This is a genomic window from Mixta mediterraneensis, from assembly GCF_014946725.1.
Lineage (GTDB): Bacteria > Pseudomonadota > Gammaproteobacteria > Enterobacterales > Enterobacteriaceae > Pantoea > Pantoea mediterraneensis.
Window position 1 is genome coordinate 215713 of sequence record NZ_JACFXY010000005.1, and the last position, 23596, is coordinate 239308.

The 23596-nt window shown below is 53.6% G+C and carries 16 protein-coding genes, 2 tRNA genes and 3 pseudogenes; 7 read left to right on the forward strand and 14 right to left on the reverse strand.

Going from position 1 to position 23596, the window contains the following annotated elements; all coding sequences use genetic code 11:
- Window positions 1–19: 19 nt before the first annotated feature.
- From rimP to rlmE, 8 genes are all read right to left on the reverse strand, one after another.
- Window positions 20–472, reverse strand: coding sequence for a ribosome maturation factor RimP (rimP, locus tag H2P46_RS11470; protein WP_193405182.1), 453 nt, complete (start codon window positions 470–472; stop codon window positions 20–22).
- Between the two features lie 209 nt (window positions 473–681).
- Window positions 682–758 (reverse strand) — tRNA-Met (locus H2P46_RS11475).
- 59 nt (window positions 759–817) lie between these two features.
- Window positions 818–904, reverse strand: a tRNA-Leu gene (locus H2P46_RS11480).
- 48 nt (window positions 905–952) lie between these two features.
- On the reverse strand, window positions 953–1288 hold the full coding sequence (gene secG, locus H2P46_RS11485; protein WP_193405183.1) for a preprotein translocase subunit SecG: 336 nt from the start codon (window positions 1286–1288) through the stop codon (window positions 953–955).
- Between the two features lie 215 nt (window positions 1289–1503).
- Window positions 1504–2838: a phosphoglucosamine mutase gene (gene glmM / locus H2P46_RS11490; protein WP_193405184.1), complete on the reverse strand. Its 1335-nt coding sequence runs from the start codon at window positions 2836–2838 to the stop codon at window positions 1504–1506.
- Between the two features lie 6 nt (window positions 2839–2844).
- The gene (gene folP / locus H2P46_RS11495; RefSeq protein ID WP_193405185.1) at window positions 2845–3678 is read right to left on the reverse strand and encodes a dihydropteroate synthase; all 834 of its coding nucleotides are present in this window, start codon (window positions 3676–3678) and stop codon (window positions 2845–2847) included.
- A gap of 80 nt (window positions 3679–3758) precedes the next feature.
- Complete coding sequence (gene ftsH, locus H2P46_RS11500) at window positions 3759–5687, reverse strand: ATP-dependent zinc metalloprotease FtsH (protein ID WP_193405186.1); 1929 nt, start codon at window positions 5685–5687, stop codon at window positions 3759–3761.
- A 113-nt stretch (window positions 5688–5800) separates the two neighbouring features.
- Window positions 5801–6430: a 23S rRNA (uridine(2552)-2'-O)-methyltransferase RlmE gene (gene rlmE / locus H2P46_RS11505; RefSeq protein ID WP_193405265.1), complete on the reverse strand. Its 630-nt coding sequence runs from the start codon at window positions 6428–6430 to the stop codon at window positions 5801–5803.
- Window positions 6431–6557: 127 nt separating this feature from the next.
- Between rlmE and yhbY the strand changes: the two genes are divergently transcribed.
- Window positions 6558–6851: a ribosome assembly RNA-binding protein YhbY gene (gene yhbY / locus H2P46_RS11510; protein ID WP_193405187.1), complete on the forward strand. Its 294-nt coding sequence runs from the start codon at window positions 6558–6560 to the stop codon at window positions 6849–6851.
- A 106-nt stretch (window positions 6852–6957) separates the two neighbouring features.
- Here the strand turns inward: yhbY and greA are convergent, their stop codons facing one another.
- Window positions 6958–7434, reverse strand: coding sequence for a transcription elongation factor GreA (gene greA, locus H2P46_RS11515; RefSeq protein WP_193405188.1), 477 nt, complete (start codon window positions 7432–7434; stop codon window positions 6958–6960).
- A gap of 248 nt (window positions 7435–7682) precedes the next feature.
- On the opposite strand from greA, the gene dacB reads away from it, so the two are divergent.
- On the forward strand, window positions 7683–9116 hold the full coding sequence (dacB, locus tag H2P46_RS11520) for a serine-type D-Ala-D-Ala carboxypeptidase (RefSeq protein WP_193405189.1): 1434 nt from the start codon (window positions 7683–7685) through the stop codon (window positions 9114–9116).
- A gap of 52 nt (window positions 9117–9168) precedes the next feature.
- On the opposite strand, the pseudogene H2P46_RS11525 reads toward dacB, so the two are convergent.
- Window positions 9169–11436 (reverse strand): annotated as a pseudogene (locus H2P46_RS11525) (TonB-dependent siderophore receptor).
- Between the two features lie 254 nt (window positions 11437–11690).
- Here H2P46_RS11525 and fes point away from each other — a divergent pair.
- The 3 genes and pseudogenes from fes (at window position 11691) to H2P46_RS11540 (ending at window position 17087) form a co-directional block, all read left to right on the forward strand.
- Window positions 11691–12907, forward strand: a pseudogene (gene fes, locus H2P46_RS11530) (enterochelin esterase).
- A 40-nt stretch (window positions 12908–12947) separates the two neighbouring features.
- On the forward strand, window positions 12948–13169 hold the full coding sequence (locus tag H2P46_RS11535) for an MbtH family protein (protein ID WP_193405190.1): 222 nt from the start codon (window positions 12948–12950) through the stop codon (window positions 13167–13169).
- Window positions 13162–17087 (forward strand): annotated as a pseudogene (locus H2P46_RS11540) (amino acid adenylation domain-containing protein). Before H2P46_RS11535 ends, H2P46_RS11540 begins: the two are co-directional and overlap by 8 nt.
- 29 nt (window positions 17088–17116) lie before the next feature.
- On the opposite strand, the gene H2P46_RS11545 reads toward H2P46_RS11540, so the two are convergent.
- Genes H2P46_RS11545 through fepD form a run of 3 tightly spaced genes read right to left on the reverse strand, consistent with a single transcriptional unit; the run spans window position 17117 to window position 19877 of the window.
- Entirely contained in the window at window positions 17117–17914 is a 798-nt protein-coding gene (locus tag H2P46_RS11545; RefSeq protein ID WP_193405191.1) for an ATP-binding cassette domain-containing protein, read from the reverse strand.
- On the reverse strand, window positions 17911–18891 hold the full coding sequence (gene fepG, locus H2P46_RS11550; RefSeq protein ID WP_193405192.1) for an iron-enterobactin ABC transporter permease: 981 nt from the start codon (window positions 18889–18891) through the stop codon (window positions 17911–17913). The genes H2P46_RS11545 and fepG overlap by 4 nt, the downstream gene beginning before the upstream one ends.
- Entirely contained in the window at window positions 18888–19877 is a 990-nt protein-coding gene (gene fepD / locus H2P46_RS11555; protein WP_193405193.1) for a Fe(3+)-siderophore ABC transporter permease, read from the reverse strand. The genes fepG and fepD overlap by 4 nt, the downstream gene beginning before the upstream one ends.
- Before the next feature lie 146 nt (window positions 19878–20023).
- Here fepD and entS point away from each other — a divergent pair, with 146 nt between their 5' ends.
- The gene (gene entS / locus H2P46_RS11560) at window positions 20024–21271 is read left to right on the forward strand and encodes an enterobactin transporter EntS (protein WP_193405194.1); all 1248 of its coding nucleotides are present in this window, start codon (window positions 20024–20026) and stop codon (window positions 21269–21271) included.
- Here entS and fepB read toward each other — a convergent pair.
- The gene (gene fepB / locus H2P46_RS11565) at window positions 21266–22234 is read right to left on the reverse strand and encodes a Fe2+-enterobactin ABC transporter substrate-binding protein (RefSeq protein WP_193405195.1); all 969 of its coding nucleotides are present in this window, start codon (window positions 22232–22234) and stop codon (window positions 21266–21268) included. The genes entS and fepB overlap by 6 nt on opposite strands.
- 177 nt (window positions 22235–22411) lie before the next feature.
- On the opposite strand from fepB, the gene H2P46_RS11570 reads away from it, so the two are divergent.
- Window positions 22412–23590, forward strand: a complete 1179-nt coding sequence (locus H2P46_RS11570; RefSeq protein ID WP_193405196.1) for an isochorismate synthase — start codon at window positions 22412–22414, stop codon at window positions 23588–23590.
- Window positions 23591–23596 lie beyond the last annotated feature (6 nt).

Consider the following 23596-nt stretch of genomic DNA (forward strand, 5'->3'; position numbering starts at 1 on the left):
TTAGCCTCAATCCGGACTTTTAAAAGTGGGGGACCAGGTTCGCTTTCTGAATATTACTCAGCGCGAACACTTCATCGTTACCCTCAACGTTTACCGTGATCATCTCACCCTCAACAGACTTAATGATCCCTTGCCATTTACGGCGGTTTTGAACGGCCATACGCAGCACCAGACTCACTTCATCACCTGTAAAGCGCACATAATGTTCAGCGGTAAACAGCGGACGATCGAGCCCCGGTGAGGACACTTCAAGGTTGTAAGGCACGGTAATGGGATCTTCCACATCCATTACTGCGCTTACCTGGTGGCTGACATCCGCACAATCATCGACATTGATGCCATCTTCACTATCAATATAGATGCGCAGAATGGATGTGCGACCACGAACGAATTCAATTCCCACCAGTTCGTAGCCCAGCGCTTCTACTGGAGCCGATACCAACTCTGTCAATTTTTGCTCTAATGTGGACAAGCCCACCCCCAAGACATAAAAAAAGGGCCTAAAGCCCAGTATTACGATTCACTAATAACAAAAAACCCCGAAAATTCGGGGCTTTTTATCACTGGACCCTGTATGCCGCAAAGCGGCCCGGACACAATCCAAAAGAATTTTTTTAAAATTCGCTGTAAATGCGCCCGTAGATGCACACAGTATATTTGAAAAAGAACGCTAAGGGAAAGTGGTTGCGGGGGCCGGATTTGAACCGACGACCTTCGGGTTATGAGCCCGACGAGCTACCAAGCTGCTCCACCCCGCGTCCGAAAACGTGGCGAATATTACGCCGAACAAGCATAGAATGCAAGTAATACTAAGATTTGGTACCGAGGACGGGACTTGAACCCGTAAGCCCAATCGGGCACTACCACCTCAAGGTAGCGTGTCTACCAATTCCACCACCTCGGCACTTTTCAGACCGCAACGTGAATCAGTTGCGTCGCAAGCATTGACGAATTATTTTGGAATATCGTTACCCGGCGTTGCCGGTTGCGCTGGCTGTTCAGTCTGCTGAGACTGCGCTGGCGCTGAAAGATTTTCCCACTCGCTTCCTTTCGAAGTTTTATTGCTGTTCAGGTTACCGAGAACCAGGCTGATGATGAAGAACAATGCCGCCAGGATGCCAGTCATGCGGGTCATAAAGTTACCTGAACCCGTAGAACCAAACAACGTGCCGGATGCGCCTGCACCGAATGAGGCTCCCATATCAGCGCCTTTGCCTTGCTGCAGCATGATCAAACCCACAAGGGCGATAGCCACAATAAGGAAAACAACTAAAAGAGCTTCGTACATATTCAACCTGTTCCTTGCACGATAATCGCACAGTTAAAGCTTCAACCAGTATTGATGGGACATCTCGTCATCGCCCATCAGAAGCGGGTGTGAATACTAACCAAAGGCACAAACCTCTGCAAGTGCAATTTCCGCCATGCACGCCGTTTGCGGAAAAAAGCGCCACCCCGGTGATTTTACAGGCGGTTCGATAAGCAGAACCGCCTGTCATCCGCTTAAATAGCCTTCACCTGGTTAGCGATGCGATTAGCTAACTCAGTGACCTGCGACTCATTTTCACCTTCAACCATGACACGAATCAGCGGTTCAGTACCTGATTTACGTAACAAAACGCGGCCACGACCTGCCAGCGTTTTTTCAACTTCCGCAGTGACTTCTTTTACTGATTCGCTTTGTAGGGGATCGTGTTCGCCCGAAAAACGTACATTCACCAGCACCTGTGGCAGCATTTTCATACCGCTACACAAATCATGCAGGCTCATATGATTACGCACCATTGCAGTGAGCACTTGCAAACTTGCCACAATACCATCCCCGGTGGTGGTCTTATCCAGCAAAATAACATGGCCGGAGTTTTCTGCTCCCAGCCGCCAGCCTTTTTCCTGCATTTTTTCCAGGACGTAGCGGTCGCCAACTTTTGCCCTGATAAAGGGGATACCAAGCTGCTTAAGTGCCAGCTCCAGCCCCATATTACTCATCAGGGTGCCCACGACGCCGCCGCGCAGTTGGCCCTGACGCAATCCTTCACGCGCAATGATGTAGAGGATTTGATCGCCATCCACTTTTGCGCCCAGATGATCAACCATCATGATGCGGTCGCCATCACCGTCATAGGCTAAACCGATATCCGCTTTTTCAGCGAGTACGCGCTGCTGAAGCGTTTTCAGATCGGTTGCGCCGCATTCTTTGTTGATATTCATCCCATCGGGTTGTGTCGCGATAGCAATGACGGTCGCGCCTAATTCACGCAGTACATTCGGGGCGATGTGATAAGTGGCACCATTTGCGCAATCCACCACAATTTTCAGGCCATTGAGGTTTAACTCACTCGGGAACGTACCTTTGCAAAATTCAATGTAGCGTCCGGCTGCATCGACGATGCGGCTGGCGCGTCCCAGTGCAGCAGACTCCACACAGGTGATTGGCTTTTCCATTTCCAGTTCAATCGCTTCTTCCACCTTATCGGGCAATTTTGTGCCTTCGGAAGAGAAAAACTTGATGCCGTTATCGTCAAAAGGATTATGCGATGCAGAAATAACGATACCGGCCTCAGCGCGAAAGGTGCGCGTCAGGTAGGCAATGGCTGGCGTCGGCATCGGGCCGGTAAAGGCTGCGGATAAGCCCGCTGCCGCCAGACCTGCTTCTAACGCCGATTCCAGCATATAACCAGAAATACGGGTATCCTTGCCGATAATGATTTTTTTTGAGCCGTGACGTGCCAGAACTTTGCCCGCCGCCCAGCCCAGCTTCAGTACAAAGTCAGGCGTGATCGGCGTTTCACCCACCTTGCCGCGAATACCATCTGTACCGAAATATTTACGATTGCTCATACCTGCTTATCCTTTTACTCTCCGTGTCGCTTCGACTACGCGCATCGCCTCGACCGTTTCTTTAACATCATGTACGCGAATGATTTGTGTGCCTTGCATTGCGGCAATGACTGCGCAAGTCAGGCTACCGGTTAAGCGTTGCGCGGGTCCGACATTCAATAACTGGCCAATCATCGATTTCCGCGACATACCGACTAGCAGCGGCAGACCAAAATGGTGGAAGTCGCTAAGGTGTGCCAGTAATTCATAGTTGTGGCTGAGATTTTTACCGAAACCAAAGCCTGGGTCGAGCAGCAGATTCTCTTTTTTGATACCCGCCGCTTCACAGCGTGCGATCTGGTTAGCGAAGTAAGCGTCCACTTCGCTTACAATATGGTGATATTCCGGTGCCTGCTGCATGGTACGTGGTTCTCCCTGCATATGCATCAGACAAACAGGCAAGCCAGTAGCGGCAGCGGCTTCAAGCGCACCCGGTTCAGTCAACGATCGAATATCATTAATGATGTGAGCGCCTACTCGTGCTGATTCGCGAATCACTTCCGCTTTTGAGGTATCCACTGAAATCCATACTTCAAAGCGCTGCGCGATGGCTTCCACCACCGGGATAACGCGCTCCAGCTCTTCCTCAACACTGACTTCATCGGCTCCAGGCCGCGTTGATTCTCCGCCGACATCAATAATGGTTGCGCCCGCATTCACCATTTCATTGGTATGTGTCAGTGCATCAACCAGGGCGTTATGTTTACCGCCATCAGAAAAGGAATCCGGCGTGACGTTCAAAATACCCATCACATGGGGAAAGGATAAATCGAGATGGGAATCACGAGCGAACAGCTTCATGGCGAAAAACTCCTTATGTATCAATTTCAGGATGTAAAAAACCCCGGACCAGCCGGGGTTTTATTTAACGAAGTCACGTCTTATTTGTCGAGCTGCTCTGACATGGTATTACCAGGGTTAGGCGTGCGCGGTTCATCAACCGGACGTGGCGCCTTTGGCGTACCGCTGTTGTCAGAATTGTTACTGCCCGGATCTTCCCAGCCTGCTGGCGGGCGAACTTCACGACGCGCCATCAGATCATCAATCTGCGGTGCATCAATGGTTTCATACTTCATCAGCGCGTCTTTCATCGCATGAAGGATATCCATATTTTCACCCAGAATCTGACGAGCACGCTGGTAGTTACTGTCGATCAGATGCTTAACTTCCTGATCGATAATACGCGCCGTTTCATCAGACATGTGTTTCGCTTTGGCAACTGAACGGCCGAGGAACACTTCACCATCTTCTTCCGCATACAGCAGCGGGCCTAGCTTTTCAGAAAAGCCCCACTGAGTGACCATATTACGCGCCAGGTTAGTCGCAACTTTAATGTCATTCGACGCGCCAGTCGAAACATGTTCAGCCCCGTAGATGATCTCTTCTGCCAAACGACCGCCATACAGCGTGGAGATCTGGCTTTCCAGTTTCTGGCGGCTGGCGCTGATAGCATCGCCTTCCGGCAGGAAGAAAGTCACACCTAATGCCCGACCGCGTGGAATAATTGTCACTTTGTGAACCGGATCGTGTTCTGGTACCAGTCGGCCAATAATGGCATGGCCGGCTTCGTGGTACGCGGTCGATTCTTTCTGCGATTCAGTCATCACCATGGAGCGGCGTTCTGCACCCATCATGATCTTGTCTTTCGCTTTCTCGAACTCAACCATGGATACAACACGTTTATTAGAACGGGCAGCAAACAATGCCGCTTCATTCACCAGGTTCGCGAGATCCGCACCAGAGAAGCCTGGCGTACCACGCGCAATGATCGCAGCATCAATATCGGTTGCCAACGGTACGCGACGCATATGCACTTTCAGAATCTGCTCACGTCCACGTACGTCTGGCAAGCCAACCACAACCTGACGGTCAAAGCGGCCTGGACGCAGCAGCGCGGGGTCAAGCACATCAGGACGGTTAGTTGCCGCGATAACGATAATACCTTCGTTACCTTCGAAACCATCCATTTCAACCAGCATCTGGTTTAACGTCTGCTCACGTTCGTCGTGACCACCGCCTAAACCGGCGCCACGCTGACGGCCCACCGCATCGATTTCATCGATAAAAATGATACAAGGCGCGGCTTTCTTCGCTTGTTCGAACATATCACGCACACGTGATGCGCCCACACCGACGAACATTTCGACGAAATCAGAACCAGAGATAGTAAAGAAAGGCACTTTTGCTTCACCGGCGATTGCTTTCGCCAGCAGGGTTTTACCGGTACCTGGCGGCCCCACCATCAGCACGCCTTTCGGAATTTTACCACCCAGTTTTTGGAAGCGGCTCGGCTCGCGCAGGTATTCAACCAGCTCGCCAACTTCTTCCTTCGCTTCGTCACATCCTGCAACGTCCGCAAACGTGGTTTTAATCTGGTCTTCCGTCAACATACGGGCTTTGCTCTTGCCGAAGGACATTGCGCCCTTGCCGCCGCCGCCCTGCATTTGCCGCATAAAGAAGATCCATACGCCAATCAGCAGCAGCATCGGGAACCATGAAATGAAGATGGAAGCCAACAGGCTTGGTTCTTCAGGCGGTTCGCCAACCACTTTGACGTTTTTGGTCAAGAGGTTATCGAGCAACTTGGGATCATTGACAGGAATGTAAGTGGTGTATTTATTACTGTCTTTTTTGATTACGTTAATTTCACGCCCGTTAATACGTGCCTCGCGGACCTGATCCTGGTTCACTTCCGACAGGAAGGTTGAATAATCAACCCTTCGGCCATTCGACTCGCTGGGCCCAAAGCTCTGGAATACAGACATCAGCACGACCGCGATGACTAACCAGAGAATCAGGTTTTTCGCCATGTCACTCAAGGGATTAACCTCATATTACAACGGTGTTAACAGATAGCGTAGGGTACTATATATCCTTCATACATGGAATCGCAGCGATCCAGCCTGCTTCTCCAGCAATTGGGTTATAGTTTGCGCCCAGTCGCCACAATATACACTTCACGCGAACGTGAACGTGAAGCGTCCGGCTTCCGAATTTTCACTTTCGTAAAAAGGGAGCGAATTTCCCGTAGGTATTCATCGAAGCCATCTCCCTGAAACACTTTAACTACAAAGCTACCGCCGGAGGCCAGAATATCCCGACTCATTTCCAACGCCAGCTCCACTAAATACATCGACCGGGGAATATCTACGGCAGGTGTACCACTCATATTCGGCGCCATATCAGACATGACAACCTGGACTTTTTGGTCGCCAACGCGCTCAAGCAGCGCCTTGATGACCGATTCTTCACGAAAATCGCCCTGAAGGAAATCAACACCTACGATCGGATCCATCGGTAGAATATCACAAGCGATAACCCGACCTTTTGCGCCTATCTGCTGTACAGCATATTGCGACCAGCCGCCGGGTGCAGCGCCCAGATCTACCACGGTCATACCGGGTTTGAAAAGCTTGTCACCCTGCTGTATTTCCTCAAGTTTAAACCAGGCGCGCGAGCGCAACCCTTTTTTCTGTGCCTGAAGCACATATTTATCGCTAAAGTGTTCCTGGAGCCAGCGACTGGAACTGGCTGAACGCTTTTTACCCGTCATAATTTTTCCAACTAAATCGTCATCGTAGCGATAAACCTGCACGCAATGGGTTGCGTCGATTTGGCGATATACCCGAGATGGCGGTAGAATGAACCGTTTTCAATCCCTGAGTAAGTAAAAAAATACGATGAATCTAAGTACCAATCAAAAACAGCACCTGAAAGGTCTTGCCCATCCGCTTAAGCCGGTCGTAATGATCGGTGGAAACGGCCTGACCGAAGGCGTGCTGGCCGAGATCGAATACGCCCTGGGGCATCACGAATTGATTAAGGTGAAAATCGCCTCGGAAGATCGTGAAACCAGGCAGCTGATCGTTGAGGCCATCGTGCGTGAAACCGGCGCCAACAATGTCCAGGTGATCGGCAAAACGCTGGTGCTGTATCGCCCTTCTAAAGAGAGCAAAATTTCTCTGCCACGTTAACCGGGCAAAGAAAGTGCCATGCTCTCACAGTGGGTAAAAGGCCGCAGCGCGGCCTTTTTCCTTTCTTTACATTGTGCTTCAAGGCATTTCAAAGCGTAGCAATAACTTAAAGGTATTCCACCTTTAGGATCTCATATTCCACATCGCCGCCCGGTGTTTTGATGATGGCCACTTCATCAACATCTTTACCTACCAACCCGCGCGCCATAGGAGAATTCACCGAAATCAGATTTTGTTTAAAATCCGCTTCGTCGTCACCCACGATGCGATAAGTCGACTCTTCGTCGGTATCAAGGTTCAATACGCTAACCGTCGCACCAAAAATGACGCGCCCGGTTTTTGGCATTTGCGTCACATCGATAATCTGTGCATTGGAGAGTTTGGCTTCAATCTCCTGAATGCGGCCTTCACAAAAACCCTGTTCTTCACGCGCAGCATGATACTCCGCATTCTCTTTTAAATCGCCATGCTCGCGGGCTTCAGCGATAGAGGCAATAATGCGCGGACGCTTCACGGTTTTCAGCTCGTTCAGCTCTTCGCGCAACCTTTCAGCGCCTCTTAACGTCATCGGAATCTGATTCATTTAAGCTCCTCGTCTTCTTTCCTGTTTAACGGTGTCATCCTGACCGGTGACTGCAGAAAAAAGCGTTCTGCGGCGCGTTACCCCGTTTTGCAAATAAAAGAATCCTGGCCCAGAAAAGGTTCCGGGCCAGAAAAAGGTTTTGCAATTTGATACTCATTTTAACCCAGAGTTCCCTGCGGGTCATCGTTTACTTTCCACCGCCCAGGGACGTAGTATTGACGGCCTCATATGCCAGTTACCGCGAGATTATGCGATTTTTACGACTTGTTACCGGATTAACCTGTGCATTTATGCTGCAGGCCCAGGCCGCCCCCGTAGATGAATACATGAAGGTCCTGCCCGACGGCGCTAATTTAGCGCTACTGGTGCAGAAGGTAGGCGCATCCGCCCCGCTCATTGATTATCACGGCAAGCAGATGGCGCTGCCCGCCAGTACGATGAAAGTAATCACCGCACTGGCGGCATTACTGGAACTGGGAGGAGATTACCGCTTTCAAACCACGTTTGAAACGAAAGGCGCGCTGGTTGATGGCACGCTGAACGGTGATTTGGTGGCACGCTTTGCAGGGGATCCAACCCTGAGCCGTCAGGATCTGCGCAATATGGTCGCCGCGTTAAAAAAGCAGGGCGTGACGCACATTAAAGGCAACCTGGTGATCGACACCTCGGTATTTGCCAGTCATGACATGGCGCCCGGCTGGCCATGGAATGACCTTACCCAATGCTTTAGCGCCCCGCCGGGAGCGGCAATAGTAGATAAAAACTGTTTCTCGGTTTCACTGTATAGCGCCGATACGCCAGGGGAAAACGCCTTTGTCCGTATAGCCTCTTACTATCCGGCGCATATGTTAAGCCAGGTGCGTACCATTGGTCGTAACAGCGGCGAGGGGCAGTACTGCGAACTGGATGTCGTGCCGGGCGAGTTAAACCGCTACACCTTAACCGGCTGTATGCGTCAGCGCGCTGACCCCTTGCCCCTGGCCTTCGCCGTTCAGGATGGTGCCGCCTGGGCGGGAGAGATCTTAAAATCTGAACTTCAGGCAGCAGACATCGATTACAGCGGCCATTTAGTGCGCCAGACGCAAGCAACCCCCCCCGCCACGGTGCTGGCGTCAACGCAGTCTGCGCCACTGCATACGCTGTTACATAAAATGTTGAAGAAATCAGACAATATGATCGCCGACACCGTGTTCCGTACGATTGGTCATCATTACTTCAACGTGCCCGGTACTTTCCGTGCAGGTTCAGATGCGGTACGTCGTATTCTGAAACAGAAAGCGGATATTGATATGGGCAACAGTATCCAGGTTGATGGTTCCGGCTTATCGCGCCACGATTTGGTTTCGCCGGACACCATGATGCAGGTGCTGCAATATATTGCTAAAAACGACAGCACGCTGGATTATATTTCGATGCTGCCGCTGGCGGGTTATGACGGTACGTTGCAATATCGTGGCGGATTGCATGAAGCCGGGCTGGATGGCAAGGTTTCGGCAAAAACCGGTTCGCTGCAGGGCGTGTATAACCTGGCCGGCTTTATGACAACATCAAGCGGGGCGCGGGTCGCTTTCGTTCAGTTCTTATCGGGTTACGCGGTTCCACCGGAAGATCAGCGACAACGACGCATTCCGCTGGTACGTTTCGAAAGCAGGCTTTATAGCGATATAAATAAGAATAACTGAGAGAAATAAAAATAACGCAGCGGACTTGTTAGCCGCTGCGTTTTTTTGCTGCTTAGAAGTGCGTATTCACACTCATGTAGTACGTTCGTCCCGCGTCGTTATAAGTGTTGGCACCTGCGCCATACATATACGCCCCGGTGGTTGCGTTACCGGTCGTCTGCGCATTGCCTTCGCGGAAATGGCGCTTATCGAACAGATTATCAATACCGACCGTAACGCTGGCATATTTATTGATGTCATAGGTTCCACTCATACCCACGACAGAGTAAGGACTAACTTCGTCTTTTTCGCTGCCGGTGACCGCCTCCCCTTTGTAGTTATATTTTTTCGGTGTCTGTGTGCCGTACCACGTCAGCGTCGTTTGCAGCGACAGATCCTGCGTTGCCTGCCAGCTCAGTGAAGAGTTCAGCGTATATTCCGGGATAATCGACAAACGATCGCCGGTTTCCTTGTTCTTACTCTGCAGCATCTAGGTGATGTTATTGTTCCATTTCACCGTATCGGAGAAAGGAATATTCAATGTGCCTTCCAGACCCTCAACCACCGCTTTCGGTACGTTTTCCCACTTATAGACATCGGTAGTGCCAGTGCTCGACGTTCCTTCAGGCAAATAACCTGCTTCGATTTTGTTGCGATAGTCGTTACGGAACCAGGTGACACCAGCCTGATAGCCTTCGTGTTTCCACTCCAGCCCAATTTCTTTGTTAATACTGGTTTCGGCTTTCAGGTCGTCGTTACCTATCAGGTAGCAGGCCCCTGCGCTGGCGGCACATCCCTGACCACGGCTATAAAGCACGTAGTTAGGGTTGGTTTGATACAGGCTGGGCGCTTTATAAGCGCGCGCAATACCGAGCTTCAGCGTAAAGTCGTCGCCTAAACCCTGTGACAGGTTCAGCGACGGACTCCAGTTATTGCCGACAATCGAGTGATGATCAAAGCGCAACGCTGGCGTCAGCATGGTGCTGTCGGTGACTTCCATGTTGTCTTCTGCAAACAGCGAAAAGATTTCAGCCTGTGAATAAGGACTACGCGTGCCGCTGGTTAAGCCTTCAATATTGCCACCCGCCAGTGACTGGCTATTTGAAGAGCTGTCCTTCATACGCTGCTGGTTCCATTCCGTGCCGATGGTCGCGGTTTGATTGAATACCAGCTCAAACGGCACACTCACTTCGCTGTGCAGCAAAACATCATCCAGCTGGATAGTCGTGAATCCATCATCAGAGAAGATGCCTTCCGTTCCGCCCGCCAGACCTTCATTCATGCGTGAATTACGGGTGTTTTCATACTGCGCATAAGTGCGGGTGCTGATACCGTTATCCCATGCGCCTGTCCAGGTCACCGCAAAGTTTTGACGATACAAACGGTTAGTCTCATCACCATATTTGCTCTGCACTAATGCGCTGGTGTTGGTGTTTTGGGTATCGCCGGCATACAGATTGCCCTGACGGCTGTAACCCGCTTCAAACTCCAGGGCCTGCATCGGCGCAAAAGCCCAGCGCAGCAGCGCATTAATATCTTTATTGATTACCCCTTCACGGCCCGCCGGAACGGTTGTGGCATACGTTCCGGTGCGCAGCGACTGATGTCCTTCATTAATGAATCGCGCATCAGCCTGCGTTTTCGCTAATCCGCCATACAAGCGAAAGCTGAAGTCATCGCCCAGTGGGCCTGACAAGCTGAAGTTGGTGCGTTTGGTTGAGCCCTCTTCCTTGTGCGCTGGCGCGTTAAAATAGGTATTCCATGAACCGTGCCATTCGTTGGTATCTTTCTTCGTGATGATATTTACCACCCCGCCCGCAGCGCCATTACCGTAACGCGCCGCCGCCGGTCCACGTATAACTTCTATACGGTCGATCATTTCCGGTGGTACCCAACTGGTATCCCCCCGCGTATCACGCTCGCCACGCCAGCCAAGGCGCACCGAATTGCGGCTGGTCACCGGCAGACCATCTATCAGAATCAGGGTATTTTCCGGTCCCATACCGCGAATATCAATTTGACGGTTGTTACCACGCTGGCCGCTGGTCGAATTTCCGGTGAGGTTTACCCCCGGCATGGTGCGAATGATTTCAGAGACATCACGTGCTGGTGGACGTTTTTTGATTTCGTCAGAAGTAATAGTAGAAACGCCTGGTGCCTGCAGCGTTTGTTCTGCTGCGTTAACTACCATGGTTCCACCGTCAGCCTCAACGGTGTCAGTTGTATCGCTGGAATTTGTTGATTCGGTCGTTGTTTCCGTGGCGGTTGCTGCGGGAATAAAAGACGCGGCCAGACCGAGTTCAAGCAGAATGGCTAATGAAAGCCGTGATAATTTTTTCATTTTATTTGTTCCTGGATTGCCAGCAGCATTATAACCACTGGCGCGCCGGTGAAAGGTGATTTACCTTGCCTGCTACGCATTCCAGATCTGACCGGGCCGTCCTGTGGAGAACATCGTCTCTTTATTAAAGCCGATGCGGTAGACGGAACGCGCGCGCTCCCCATAGAGCGGAAACACCCTATTGCAAATGCAAATAATTATCAATAGTATTATTTATAACATTCTTGCAAGTAACAATGCGCAGTAATCGGCTGATGGTATGTATGACGTGGTTAAATGAAATGACCGGTAGTGAAGGCTGGTGGCAGGAACAACAACAGCGCGGTATCCCCTTCATTGAGTCCCATGAAACCGGTGATTGTCAGGTCACATTCTTTTGGCGCGACCCGCACGGCACCCAGTCTCAGTCAGCAATACAACGCGTCTGGATCAATATCACTGGCGTGACAGATCATCATCAGTCAGCCGCTCCTGTCTCTTTAGCCCGCGTACCTGATACCGATGTCTGGTTCTGGCAAACCCTTTTGCCCGCCACCTGGCGTGGCAGCTACTGCCTGATGCCCGACGCACAGCCCGTTGCCTTTCAGGGTCAGCCCGATATGCAAACGCTGCGTAACTGGTGGCGCGATAAATTCCCTACCGCGCAAAGCGATCCACTCAATCGTTTACGCAGCTGGTCTGGCGGACGCGGGATGAGCGTCTCTCCGCTGCATCTGCCGCAGTCGCCTAATCAGGATGTCTGGCGCGCGACTGATGAAGGCAAGGCGCCGATGCTGCCGTTGCAGCATTACATCTGGCGCAGCGAACGCTTAGGCAATCAGCGCTCAATATGGATTTACACCACCCACGATGCCCAGCCGGAAAATCGCCCGCTCGCGCTGCTGCTGGACGGACAGTTCTGGGCCGATACGATGCCCATCGCCGGGCCGTTACAGCAGCTCACCGACGCGGGCGAACTGCCACCTGCGGTCTATGTGATGATTGACATCATCGATCGTGAGCACCGCACCCGTGAACTGACCTGTAATCCCGATTTCTGGCTGGCGATTCAGGAAGAGCTGCTACCACAAGTCCAGCAATGGGCCGCGCATCGTCGCGACGCAGTTAATACCGTCGTCGCAGGACAAAGCTTTGGTGGATTGTCATCGGTCTATGCGACGTTGCGTTGGCCTGACACCTTTGGCGCAGCGGTCGCTTATCGGGCTCTTTCTGGTGGCCCGAGCGTGGCAATGCCAACGGCTGGCTACCGCAACAGTTACAACAAGGTTTACTGGCCGCCGCGCCGCGCCGCTTTTATCTTGAAGCGGGCAAGCGCGAGCGCCTGATACTGGCGGCGAATCAACAACTTCAAAAAGACCTGATTTCCACCGGACATCAGGTTAATTATCATCCGGTCGAAGGCGGCCACGACGCGCTTTGCTGGCGCGGCGGCCTGCTGAACGGACTGAAAGCAATGTGGCAATACCTGTAATTCGCTTATCTCGCTCGCCTTTTACGAGCAGGAGACAGACATGCAACACCTGAACCCGTTTGACGATCCGCAACTGGATTGTCACGTGCTGCAAAATGCGCAGCAGCAATACAGTTTGTGGCCCGCCTTTAAGGCGCTTCCACTCGGATGGCAAACCGTATTTGGTCCGCAACCGCAGGCAATCTGCCTGAGCTGGTTGAATGAGAACTGGCGCGACATTCGTCCGGTGACTGAAAACACAAACCGGAGCGACAATGTCTGAAACTCTGATGAGCCGAAACCGCACCAAAATCAATACGCTGCCGTTGGTTGCCGCGCAGCCTGGGATCTGGATTGCCGATCAGCTGTCGAAGCATCACAACGCCTATGCGGTGGCGCACTTTATTGAGTTGCGTGGCGATTTGGACAGTGCGCTGTTAGCTAAAGCTATCGTTGCCGGCATGAAGGAAGCGGATACGCTGAATATGGCGTTTGGCGAACAGGATGGCGAGCCACAACAGTGGTCTGCCCCCCAGGCGTTTAGCGAGCCGAAAATCATTGATTTGCGTCATGAAGCCCATCCCGATACTGCTGCGCGTGCGCTGATGCGTCAGGATATGTCCAGCGATCTGCGCGTGTTAAGCGGTGCGCCACTTTATCATCACAGCCTGATACGCCTGGGCGATCAACACTGGTATTGGTATCAGCGTTATCACCATCTGGTGGTCGATGGTTTTAGTTTTACCGCTCTGACTCGCCGTATCGCCAGTCTGTATAGCGCCTGGCAGCGTAAAGACCTGCCGGAACCCACCCCTTTTGTGGCCTTCAGTGAAGTGGTTGAGGAGTATCAGCGCTATCAGGAATCCGCCACCTGGCAGCGCGACCGTGCGTTCTGGCGCGAAAAAGGCGCTCAGCTACCGCCCCCCGCCTCGCTGTCTACGCAGCCATTAGCCGGGCAAAGCGCCAGCACCGATCTGCTGCGTCTGGAACTGGCGCTGGATCGCCCTTTCTTCCAGACGCTGTTATCACACACCCAACAACATCATCTCAGCGCAGCAGATACCGCCTTTGCGCTGGTGGCGCTGTGGCTGGCGCGCCTGAGCGGGCAAAACGATTTTGCCGCAGGCTTTATCTTTATGCGCCGTATTGGCTCGGCCGCGCTGTGCGCCACCGGTCCGGTGATCAACGTGCTGCCAATGGCACTGCATTACGATCCCGCACAGCCATTAAGCGCGCTGGCCATGCAGCTGGCGAAGGAAGTAAAGAAAATGCGTCGCCATCAGCGCTTTGACGCTGAACAGGTACAGCGCGATTTAGGTCGTCTGGGTGATAGCGATCCGCTTTATGGCCCGGTAATCAACCTTAAAATGTTTGATTACCGGCTGGATTTCGCTGGCATTAAGGGTATCACGCATCAGCTGGCTTCCGGCCCGGTACGCGATTTAGAAATCGCCATTTACCTCAGCGAACAGGGTGATTTAACGATTGAGCTGCTGGCAAATGCCGAACGCTACAGCGAAAGCATGCTGAAGCAGCATCTTAACCGCTTCCCTCTGCTGCTGAAACAGCTAGCGACACAGCCAGAACGAGCCTGTGGCGAGCTGGATCTGTTGATGCCGGATGAACATCAGCAGCTGACAGCGATCAATCAAACCGGGGTAGCCTTACCCGCCGAAACCTTATGCAGTCTGCTTATCAGGCAGGCGCAGCGGACCCCCTATGCACCGGCGCTGTCTGATGCGTGTCACCAGCTAAATTATCAGGAAATGCAGCAACAGGTTCAGGCGCTAGCGCAGCAACTTATCGCCAGAGGCGTTCAGCGCGGCGATATTGTCGCCGTGGCGCTGCCGCGCTCGGTATTTCTGTCGCTGTCATTGCAGGCGATCATTCGCGTTGGCGCAGCCTATTTACCCCTGGATACCGGCTATCCAGACGATCGTCTACAGCTAATGCTGGCAGACGCCGCACCAAAAACGCTGATTACCAGCCGTGAATTAGCCGATCGTCTGGCTGCTATTTCGCCGGTAGAAGCGATGTTCTACGATGCACTGCTGACGCCCGTAGCTGAGAGCATGTCACAAATGCCGCGCCCGCAGGATGGGGCTTACATTATTTATACCTCCGGCTCTACGGGGCGCCCGAAAGGCGTGCTGGTGGGCCATGAAGCGATTGTCAATCGACTGATGTGGATGCAGGATCACTATCCGCTCGCCGCTGACGATGTGGTATTACAAAAAACTCCAGGCAGTTTCGACGTTTCTGTCTGGGAGTTTTTCTGGCCGTTAACGGTAGGTGCACAACTGGTGATGGCCCCGCCGGATGCGCACCGTGATCCAGAAGCGTTGCAACAGCTATTCGCCCATTTTCGCGTTACCACGACACACTTTGTGCCATCAATGTTAGCGGCCTTTGTTGCCTCGTTGCAGGACAAAACCGCCGTGGCGCATTGTGCCAGCTTGCGGCGCGTATTCTGTAGCGGCGAAGCGTTGCCAACCGAGCTGTCACGGCAATGGCAAGCGCTTACGCAAATCGAGCTGCATAATTTGTATGGCCCAACCGAAGCGGCGGTGGATGTCAGTTATTATCCGGCCTTCGGTGCTGAACTGGCCGCGGTTGAGGGCGCCAGCGTGCCCATCGGCTTCCCGGTCTGGAATACCGGCTTACACATTCTTGATGCAGGCTTACAGCTCGTTCCGCCGGGCGTGGCAGGCGATCTTTATCTGACCGGTATCCAGTTGGCGCACGGGTATCTTGATCGCCCCGATCTGACTGCCAGCCGCTTTGTCGCCGATCCTTATAGTAACGGCACGCGCATGTACCGCACAGGCGATGTGGCGCGCTGGCTGTCAAATGGTGCGGTGGAATATCTGGGCGTAGCGACGATCAGTTAAAGATCCGTGGTCAGCGTATTGAACTGAATGAGATCGACCATGCGCTTGCTGCCCTGCCTGGCGTGGAGCAAGCGGTTACGCACGCCGTGGTGCTGGGCGGCAGCTCAGCGCAGCAAGGCGATGCGCGACAGCTGGTTGGCTATGTCGTCGCCAACCAGCCAGTTGATCAAGAAGCAATGCGTAAAGCCCTTGCCGCGCAATTACCCGCGCACATGGTGCCGGTAGCCATCGTGCAGCTAGAGGTTTTCCCGCTCAGCAGCAACGGCAAGCTGGATCGCAAAGCGTTGCCGCTGCCGCAAAGCCGTGCCGCAGAAGCGGGGCGCCCACCCCATCCTGGCCTGGAAACCACGCTTGCAAAGGCGTTTGCAGCCTTGCTGGAACGTGACAATATTGGCGCTCAGGACGACTTTTTTGCCCTTGGTGGTCATTCGCTGTTAGCAATGCGCCTCGCAGCACAGTTGCGACGTAGCCTGAATCAGCCCGTTTCTGTCGGGCAAATTATGGTGGCCTCGACAGTGGAAAAACTCGCCGCCTTGCTGAGCAGCGAAGATGCCGCAGCTGGACGCGCAGGGTTTGAAGCGGTGCTGCCGCTACGAAAAGGCGCTGGCCCAACGCTGTTCTGCTTCCACCCCGCCTCCGGTTTTGCCTGGCAATTCAGCGTATTACAACGTTATCTGGATAAACGCTGGTCGCTGATGGGCATACAATCACCCGATGTTGACAGTCCACTCAATCAGGGCGGACATCTAGATGAGATGTGCGATGCGCATCTGGCCACAATTTTACAGCAGCAGCCTCATGGTCCTTACTATTTCATCGGCTATTCCCTGGGTGGCACTTTAGCGCAAGGTATTGCGGCTCGTCTTGAGGCGCGCGGGGAAGACGTTGCGTTTCTTGGCCTGCTCGATACCTGGCCACCAGAAACCCAGAACTGGGACGAGAAGCGCGGTGAAAACGTGCTGGATCCGGCGGTACTGGAAGAGGTCAATCGCGAGCGCGAGCAGTTTATCGCTGCACAGCGTCAGCAGGCGGGTGAAGGCATGGAGGCAATGTTTAATACCATTGAAGCTAACTACGCCAGCTCGGTACGCTTGCTGGCAACGGCGCGCAGTGCGCGTTTCAATGGTCGCGCTACGCTATTCTTAGCCAGGCAGACACAGCAACCAGGCCAGGATGCGCATCGCGCCTGGGCGCCATATGTGGCAGAGCTGGAAGTATGGCCGCTGGATTGTGCGCATGTTGATATTATCTCGCCACGCATGTTTGAACAGATTGGTCCGCGCTTGCAGCAGCTGTTAGCCCGGTTTTGATTATTACGGGCGGAGATTTCCGCCCTTTTTCATTCATTCTGTCGTCCCAGCGGCACAATCATTGGGGTGTGAGCGACCGGATCCTCAATAATCACGCAGCGTAAGCCATAAATGGATTCAATCAGCGTCGGCGTAATAATTTCGCTGGGCCTGCCTTCGGCAATGATTTTTCCGTGACGCATCGCAATCAGATGCGTGGCATAACGGCAAGCCTGATTAAGATCATGCAGTACTACCACGAGCGTGCGTCCGTGCTGTTGATTCAAATCCTGCATTAATTCCAGCAGTTCAATCTGATGGGTAATATCCAGCCAGGTGGTGGGTTCATCCAGCAGCAGCAGCGGCGTTTGTTGTGCCAGCACCATGGCAATCCAGACACGCTGTCGCTGGCCGCCAGAAAGCGTATCCACCTGCTGATTCCCCAAATCGGCGACACCGGTTGCCAGCATTGCCTGCTGCACTGCTACTTCATCTTCTTTTCGCCAGCGACCAAACAAGGGCTGATGCGGATAGCGCCCACGCGCAACCAGTTCGCTGACGCTGATCCCGGCAGGCGCATGAGAACTTTGCGGCAGCAGGCCCAGGCGGCGCGCCACGTCTTTCGTTGCGTAGTGCGCGATGGCTTCACCATCCAGCATGACATGCCCTTTTAGCGGGCTGGCCAGGCGACTTAACGTGCGTAATAGCGTGGATTTACCGCAGGCATTGGGACCGATAATCACTGTCAGCTCCCCATCGGGAATTGCCACCGACAGATTTTCCGCCACGATTTTTTTATCGTAACCCAGCGTCAGCGCATCACCCTGTAATCGTGAGGTTATGGTCATTGGTGTCGCGCCTCCCGCACCAGTAGAGCAATCAGATAAAGCCCGCCAAGGCTGACAGTAATTACGCCAACCGGTAATTGATAAGGCAGGAAAAAGTGCTGCGCAGCGTAATCCGCAGCCGTCAGCAATAGCGCGCCACACAAGGCCGCAAGCGGCAAGATACCTTTGACACCGCCCCCCAGGCGACGAGCGATTTGCGGGGCCAGCAGGGCAATAAATGAAATGGGACCGACCAGCGCCGTGGACGCGGCGGTTAATACCACACCCAGCAGCATCAGCCAGATACGGCTGCGCTCAACCGGTACGCCCAGTGCGCAAGCCGTGTCGTCCCCCATTTCCAGCAGGCGCATACGTCGCGCTAACAACGCCGTTACCCCCATAGCCAGCAGCAAGACAATAATCACCGGCGTCGTTCTGGCCCAGGTTATACCGTTCAGCGATCCGGCGCTCCACAAACCCGCACTGAGCGCCGCTTCCAGCGAGGCGCTGATAATCAGCCAGCTATTGAGTGCCATTAACAAGGCGCGCACGCTTATCCCGACAATAATCAGTCGAAAAGTGTCAACGCCGTTTCGCCAGGCAAACAGATAAACCACGGCTGCGGTAATCAATCCTCCCAGTAGCGCTGCCAGCGTCATACCTTCAATGTTCTGCTGAAACAGCACGAGCGCCACTAACACCCCGCTGTAAGCGCCAGTGTTAAAACCCAAAATGTCCGGGCTGCCAAGCGGATTACGCAATAGCGACTGAAAAATCGCCCCGCTGATGCCGAGCGCCGCGCCCGTTAACAGCGCCATTAATACGCGCGGCAAACGCCACTCAACCACAATCAGCTGAATATTACTGGGCGCATCCCCGCTAATGACCTGCCACAACTGCTCAGCGGAGATCGGCAATGCCCCGCGCGTTATGGCGAAAAATGACAGCAGCATGCACACCAGTAGCAGGCCGACGCTGTTGATCATCACCCTGCTCATACTTGTCCTCTGCCCAGTTTGCGTCGTACCAGAATAATTAACGCTGGCGCGCCAAGAATCGCGGTGACAACAGACACGCGCAGTTCCCCCGGCACCAGAATACGGCCCAGAATATCAGCAGCCAACAGCAGACAAGGCGTCATAAATAAGGTGCCGGGCAGCAGCCAGCGATGATCATTACCCACCAGCCAGCGCGCCAGGTGCGGCGTCATCAGACCAACAAAAGCAATCGGCCCAACGGCGGCCGTGGCCGCGCCGCTCAGCAAGGCAATCGCCAGCAACCCAAAAAGCTGAGTGCGGACTACGCGTGTACCGAGCGCGGTTGCCATGTCCCCGCCCATGCTCAGGCTATTTAACGACCTTGCCAGCAGTAACGCTATCACGCCGCCAATCACAACCGCCGGAATCGTCGTTTTCAACATGGCAAAATTACGTATATCAAGCGAACCGCTGTGCCAGAAGCGCAGATGATCGTAAATGTCAGGATTAAGCAAAGATAAACCGGAAGTTAAGCCTTCCAGCACCGCCCCAAGCGCCACACCCGCTAATGTCAGGCAAACCGGATTGACACGACCGCCGCCAGGCGCGCCGATTAATGTCACCAGCAGAGAAGCGATCAGCGCACCCGCAAAGGCAAAGCCGAGCCAGTCGAGCGGCGAATCGGCACCAAACAGCGCAATGCCAATCACGATGGCAAAGCCCGCCCCGGCATTCACGCCCAAAACTCCCGGATCGGCCAGTGGATTACGCGTCAGGCTTTGCATCAACGCACCAGCAAGCCCCAGCGCAATGCCCGCAAGCAGGCCCGCTAAGGTACGCGGCAAACGCGCATCACGTACAATCACGCAATCGGCGCTGGTACAGTCAGAAAGCAGCGCGTGGATGACATCATGAAAGGCAATGGATTTTGCCCCCAGCATTAAACTGAACGCAAGAAGCAGCAATAGCAGCATCCCTGAACCTGCTATCGCACGAAGTTGGCGCATAACGTATTAAACCTTTACTGATCAACGACACCGCAGGCAAATCATTTTTGATAATGATACTTGTTATCGTTATTAGGCGTATTTTTGTATGTTACCATGACTTATTCACTCGATGACGAGGAAAATCGGCGTTTCAAGGCGAAAAAATGAACAAACCCTCCCACTTTATCGATCTCAGCCTGCTTAAAACGCATTCCGCTTTTCGCGCCGTGTTTATTGCGCGCTTTATTTCCATTGTCGCACTGGGCATGCTGGCTGTTGCCGTGCCGGTGCAAATCCAGCAACTCACGAATTCACCCTTGTTGGTGGGATTAGCAGTGACACTGGCAGGCGCAGGCATGTTTATCGGGCTGCTGACCGGCGGCGTATTAGCCGATCGCTATGAACGTCGCCGCCTGATCCTCTTTGCCCGCTCGACCTGTGGCCTGGGCTTTGTCGCGCTATGCATTAACGCCTTATTGCCTGCCCCTTCAGTGGTTGCCGTGTTCGTGCTGGGTTTGTGGGACGGCTTCTTTGGCGCGATTGGCGTTACGGCGCTATTAGCCGCGACGCCAGCGCTGGTGGGCCGTGAAAATCTTATGAAAGCCGGAGCGATTACCATGTTGACGGTGCGCTTCGGGTCCATTCTTTCGCCTGCGGTTGCCGGATTAGTGATCGCGCATGGCAGTGTGGCGTGGAATTACGGTTTAACCGCTTTCGGGACATTACTCACCGTGTTAACGCTGTTGAAATTACCCGCTTTGCCGCCACCGCCACAACCGCGTGAACATCCGCTCAAAGCGCTGGCAACCGGCGTGCAATTTCTGTTTGCCAGCCCGCTGGTGGGCATGGCGGCATTCATTGGCGCTCTGGTGACGTTAGCCAGTGCGGTACGCGTCCTTTATCCCGCGCTAGCCCCGCACTGGCAGATCGATATAAACCAGCTCGGTTTGATGTATGCGGCGGTGCCGCTTGGTGCGGCCATCGGCGCGTTGGCCAGCGGCCGCCTGGCCCATTCTCCACGTCCCGGCGTGCTGATACTGGCAAGCGCGTTTGCCGCCTTTGTTGCACTGGGCCTGTTCAGCCTGATGCCGCTTTTTGAGCTGGGATTGCTGTGCCTGGTAGCGTTTGGCTACTTCAGTGCGATCAATAGCCTGGTGCAGTACGCCATGATTCAGGCACTGACGCCGGATGCGCTGCTGGGACGAATCAACAGCCTGTGGACGGCGCAAAACGTCACCGGCGATGCCATTGGTGCTGCCATTATCGGTTCAATGGGTTCGTTGCTGCTACCGCAACAGGCGGCAAGCCTGTTTGGTTTTGCTGCCGCACTGTTGGGTCTGTTGATGTGGCGGGGTATGAGGCGCTTACGCCAGTATCAGCCGCCCGCGCCGACACTGGCGGAACAATTATGATTTAACGAATAACTGTTCCAGACGCGTCAGCAAACGGCTGGCGCTGTAATAATCGAGACGAAAAGGCTCTAAGCCCAGCGCATAAACCTGCTTATTTTTCACCGCCGACGTTTGTGCCAGGAACGGATTATTTATTACCGCGTGAGCGGTTTTATCCTCGGCAGCGAATAGCATATAGCTGTTACCGTTCAGGCCCGCCGCCAGGTTCTCGCCTGAAAGCTGAATGATGTCTTTACGCTGACCCATGCTGTGCCCCTGCTGAATATTGGCGGGCGGTGTCGCTAACTCAAAACCTAGCTGCTGCAATAGCTTGCCCTGTGCAGATTCAGCGGTCCACAGATTTACCGCCCGGCCATCACCATTCCATACCATGGCAGAAACGGGTTGAGGCGGCAGTGTCAGCTTACTTTTTAATGCATTTTCACGCTCGTCAAACGCCTTTATACGCGCTGCCGCTTGCGCTTCATGGCCGGTAGCCTCGCCCAGTACGCCAACTAACTGCTGCCAGCTTTTGTCGTCATAATTCACGACCAATGTTGGCGCGATGGCAGAAAGCTGATCGACTAATTTAATGGCCGAATCATTACCGGTTGCACTCACCACAATCAAGTCAGGTGCCTCAGCAGCGATGGCTTCAGCACTTGGCTCACCAATATATAAACGCTTAACTCCACGCTGTTTCGCGACCTCTCCCCATTGACGAAAGAAACCTTGTGCATCGGCAAGGCGACTATTCGGGGCCGTCGCGCCGCTGGCAATCACCGGCGCGTCAATTGCCAGTAAGGAGCCGGTTAATGTAACGCTAGTGGAAACAATACGCTTTGGTGGCTGCGGTAAAGTGACGCTGCCGTTGATCCCCTGGATAGTGCGCGGCCAGCCGTTTTCAGCTTGCGCGGCGTGACTCCACAGCACGCTGCTGATGAAGAAAAATACAATGAAAGTGCAAAAACCACGTTTATACATAAGATCCAGTCCACCTTTTGCTGTGACATTAACCCTGCTGGATATGCTGATTTAGCATGAAAACGCAGTAGAAATGCCGCGAATTTATTGACACCTCAGGCTAATCAACGTAGCTTACAGAGCCACAATACAAATGATAATCATTATTAATTTTCTTATCATTTATAAGTGGAAATTATGGTGGAAACATTGACGTTTGAAAATCCTTTGTTGCAGGATTTCTCGGCCCTGTGTCGGGGCTTTCTGTTTACTTCGCCGTGGCGCAGCCTGACAACTCAAGGTTGTTTCACTACCATCACAACGCCAGTTAAAGATGGCGATGTGTTAACCGGCAATTTTCAACAACAATTGCAGCACCATTTTGCGTCGGCAAGAAAACAGGGCATCGCCAACCCGATTCTGGTGGGTGCAATCCCGTTTGACGTCAACCAGCCTGCTGCACTGCTTATTCCTGAGACATATCAAACCTTTAATCACGCCGATTTGAAAGTGCCTGCAACGGTGGCTGAAGCAGCCCTGCCCCAGGTGCGCCGCCGTACCGCCGTGCCGGACCACGCGGAGTTTACCGATATGGTGGCGCAAGCTGTCGCTGCCACCCAGCAAGGCGAGCTGGACAAAGTGGTGTTGTCGCGCCTGATGGATATCGTCACCGGGCAGCCAGTTGATACTGCCGCGCTGATGCAGCGTATTGTGGCGCAAAACCCCACCAGTTATCACTTTCACTTGCCGCTGCCGCAAGGCGGTGCGCTGGTTGGCGCCAGCCCGGAACTGCTGCTGCGCAAGCAAGGGCGGGATTTCAGCTCTTGTCCGCTGGCGGGTTCGGCACGTCGTGACAGCGACAGTCTACGGGATCGCGCGGCGGGCGAAACCCTGATGAATTCCGGTAAAGATCGCCACGAGCACAAACTCGTTACCGATGCGATGCGCGAAACGTTGCAATCGCGCAGCCGTTTGCTGTCGGTGCCGAACGTACCGTCGCTGATCACGACCTCGACCTTATGGCATCTCTCGACACAAATTGACGGCGAAGCGTTAAACGAACACGAAAATGCTTTATCGCTGGCTTGCCTGCTGCATCCAACCCCCGCATTGAGCGGTTTCCCGCATCAGCGTGCGCAACGTCTGATCCAGCAACTGGAACCCTTCGAACGCCAGCTTTTTGGCGGCATTGTGGGTTGGTGTGACGATCAAGGCAACGGCGAATGGGTCGTTACTATCCGCTGCGGCACGGTAAATGGCGCACGTGTTCGTCTGTTTGCCGGGGCAGGGATTGTTGCTGACTCGCAACCTGAATCAGAATGGCGTGAAACCGGCGTCAAACTCGACACAATGCTTCGCGCATTTGGACTGCAATAAAAGGTA